Origin of the sequence: Microcoleus sp. SVA1B4, from assembly GCF_036700545.1 — a bacterium.
Classification (GTDB): Bacteria; Cyanobacteriota; Cyanobacteriia; order Cyanobacteriales; family Microcoleaceae; genus Microcoleus.
Genome location: NZ_JAUBPB010000137.1, coordinates 1 through 4,131, shown reverse-complemented (window position 1 = coordinate 4,131; position 4,131 = coordinate 1). Strand labels below are relative to the sequence as shown.

Below are 4,131 nucleotides of genomic sequence, written 5' to 3'. Positions count from 1 at the left end.
GCCCGTCCAAAAAGGACGGGCGGGACGCCCATCCCACAATAACAATTAAAATTGTAAGTTATTTAATTCGCGATCCTGAGCCAGCCTCGATATCACCCGACTCAGAAAAGCGGCATGAGGGGTCAGACCCCTTGTGCTGATAAATCCGTAAGTAATTTACCATGTAACTAACGTTAGACCTGATATCATTTTTCCCAAAAATAGAGGGTTTTGGCTAATATGAAGGCTGTGACCCCTTATTCATGTTATGATTGGCAGCGATCTGTCGCATCAGGACATCCAAGGGCGATCGCAGTAATTCCTGTCTAATGATTGACTAACATCACAAATAACAAATACAGACAACTATTATATATCATGAAAAATAATAATAATTGATCGATTTTAGATTTGAGAATTGAAGCATTGACTTGCGCGAGATAAATTCGGGGGTAAAGTTTCTCGGATACACGTTTTTTCTTATTTCTGGACGGATGAATCACGTGGCGGGTATCCTAGATGCTTGATTTTCAAAACTTTATACTTGAAAGTTTATCATCCTCTATGAAAAGGGTAGCTTAGATTTAGCAACCAAATTAACCAACAATAAGAACCATCCCAAATCTGTCAATTTTGTCATCTACACAAGCACGGAAATCTACCAACATGGAAACTAAAATCTTGAGACAAGCTAGCCATAAAGCAGAGACGGCTAGCCGAAAAAATCTAGCGATTGTGGATTCAAAAGTAGAAAACTACCAAGAGTTGCTCAGGGGAGTGAAAAGCGATACAGAAGTAATCCTGCTCGATAGATTCCGGGATGGAATCGAACAAATTGCCGAAATAACAGCATCAAGGCACAGCCTCAACAGCATTCAAATAGTTGCTCACGGCGCATCTGCATCAGTAGAAATCGGCCGGGCAGAACTCAATATTCACAATATAGAAACCTATTCCAGCCAATTGCAGCAGTGGGGTAAAGCTCTCAACGAAACAGGTAGTATTCTGCTGTTAAGTTGCAACACAGGCGCAGGGGAATCTGGTCTAAAATTCATACAAAAACTCAGCCAAATAACAGGAGCAAATGTTGCCGCGTCCAATAATTTAACTGGTAGTGCAGCCCTAGGCGGCGACTGGGAATTAGAAATTACTACAGGACAAATAAATACCGAAATAGCCTTTGAAAAAGAAGTCCTAGAAGGCTACACATCAGTCCTGGCTACCTTAGCGGCGGAAGAATTTAAAAATTCAACAGCGATCGGGCCTTGGATATATGGAATTGCTGGCACATCCGCTCTACCAGGCTTAACGGCAGGCCCTGCTAATCCCAGCGGCGTTATTCCCGCTTTAGGGACTGGCGATACAGAGGGACAAGGTACTTTGAGATTAACATCAAACGCCTTTCAACAAGCAGCTTTTGTAATCTACAACAACCCCATATCTGCCACTGAGGGTCTGAGAGTTACCTTTGATTTCTTTGCCTATAACAGAGGTACTGTCCTTTTTCCACAACGACTACCAGACGATAATACCCCCCTTGGTGCGGATGGGATTAGTTTTTTCCTGATTGACGGAACAGCTACGCCAACAGAAGCGGGAGGCTTTGGCGGCTCTCTAGGCTATGCTCAAAATACTAATTCAAATTCACCCGGTATTGTAGGAGGTTATTTAGGTGTCGGATTAGACGAGTTTGGCAATTATTCTAGCACTATTGCTGGAAAACAGGGTGGCAGAATCCCCCCGAACAATGAAACTGACCAGCTACCTGATGCAGTAGGACTTAGAGGCAGGGCAAGCACAATCCTAACCGAAAATTATAAATTTTTAGGTTCTAGTCTTTTAACTAACAGTCTGACTGGCGTTTCCATTGGGATAGACAATAAAGATACAAGCATTCGTGCAGAGGCTAAAAGAACAGTTCAAATTACATTGTTCCCAACGACTTCAGCAACACCTAACCGTCTTACAGTTGCCTTAGACTTGGACAGGAACGGCACATTTGATGCGGGCGAAACACTGATCGATATACCAAATTTGGCAGACGTAAACGGAGCAGTGCCACGTACTTTTAAATTTGGCTTTGCTGCTTCGACAGGGGGAAACACAAACATTCACGAAGTTAACAATGTCGTCGTCCAAAGTATAGATCCGCCTACACTCCAAGCCGACGTTTCCATTGTTAAAAAAGGCCCGCTGTTCGCCACACTCAATAGCACCATTACCTATACGATTACCTCCACAAATAACGGGCCAAACAGCGCCGAAAGTGTCCTGATTCAAGATCCCCTGCCTGCCGGCTTAATACCAGTCAGCATATCTGACGGCGGTACTTTAGACAGCAAAACGAGGACGGTCATCTGGCCGGCGATTCCGACTCTGGCTAACGGTGCTAGCCAAACCCGCACCATCACAGCCACAGTTTCCCCAACAGTCACAGCTCCCTTAACTAACACTGCCTATAGCACATCCAGCACTTTCGACCCAAATCTAGCTAACAACAATAGTTCCCAACCCATCTCTCAAGTCTCAACTACAATTGTTGCTGCTCTTGCCGACGTTGTTACCACCAAAACCGGGACTGCGGCAGCAGCACCGGGTGAAACAGTTACTTACATAATTTCCACAGTCAACAACGGGCCAAGCACAGCCACAAACGTCACCGTTACCGACAGCATTGTTCCCGGTTTAAATATAGTTAGTCTACCCAACGAGGCTGTTTACAATGCAGAGACTGGGATTGTCACCTTCCCAGCGATTCCCAGCTTGCCTTCCGGTGCTCCTCCTGCCATTAACACAGTCCGCTTCATCGCACCTGCATCTGCATCTGGCAGCGTCAGCAACACTGCCAGAAATACCTCAGCTACCCCAGATCCTTTTCCTGAGAACAACAACGGTACTGATCCGCTGGCTACAGTCACCACAACTCTGACACCTAGTGCCGACGTTGTTACCACCAAAACCGGGACTGCAGCAGCAGCACCGGGTGAGATAGTTACTTACATAATTTCGACAGTCAACAACGGCCCAAGCACAGCCGAAAACCTCACAATTACTGACAGCATCGTTGGCGGCGTCGTAACAGGAGTCAACGGCGGTGTCTACGATGCCACTACAGGTATAGTCACCTTCGCGCCCGTTCCCAGCTTAGCCAGCGGTGTCACCGTCAACAACACAGTCCGCTTCATCGCACCTGCATCCGGCAGCGTCACCAACACCGCCAGAAGTACCTCAACTACCGCTGACCCCACTCCAGGCAACAACGCATCTACAGTCACCACAACTCTGACACCTAGTGCCGACGTTGTTACCACCAAAACCGGGACTGCGACTGCAGCACCGGGTGAAATAGTTACTTACACAATTTCCACAGTCAACAACGGCCCAAGCACAGCCGCAAACGTCACCATTACCGACACCATCCTTCCCGACTTAACAGGAGTCATCCCCTCCGACGGCGGCGTCTACGATCGGGTTACAGGCATTGTCACCTTCGCGCCCGTTCCCAGCTTAGCCAGCGGTGTCACCGTCAACAACACAGTCCGCTTCATCGCACCTGCATCCGGCAGCGTCACCAACACCGCCAGAAGTACCTCAACTACCGCTGACCCCACTCCAGGCAACAACGCATCTACATTCACCACAACTCTCACACCTAGTGCCGACGTTGTTACCACCAAAACCGGGACTGCGGCTGCAGCACCGGGTGAAATAGTTACTTACACAATTTCCACAGTCAACAACGGCCCAAGCACAGCGGAAAACGTCACCATTACCGACACCATCCTTCCCGACTTAACAGGAGTCATCCCCTCCGACGGCGGCGTCTACGATCGGGTTACAGGTATAGTCACCTTCGCGCCCGTTCCCAGCTTAGCCAGCGGTGTCACCGTCAACAACACAGTCCGCTTCATCGCACCTGCATCCGGCAGCGTCACCAACACCGCCAGAAGTACCTCAACTACCGCTGACCCCACTCCAGGCAACAACGCATCTACAGTCACCACAACTCTGACACCAACTCCAACTCCCACACCAACTACAACTCCCACACCAACTACAACTCCCACACCAACTACAACTCCCACACCGACTACAAGTCCAACTCCCACACCGACTACAAGTCCAACTCCAACTCCCACACCGACTACAAGT

General features: G+C 48.3%; 1 protein-coding gene. It reads left to right on the top strand.

Going from position 1 to position 4,131, the window contains the following annotated elements:
• Positions 1–645 precede the first annotated feature (645 nt).
• A partial coding sequence (locus QT987_RS29430) for a DUF4347 domain-containing protein (RefSeq protein WP_333246997.1) occupies positions 646–4,131 on the top strand: 3,486 nt, incomplete at its 3' end.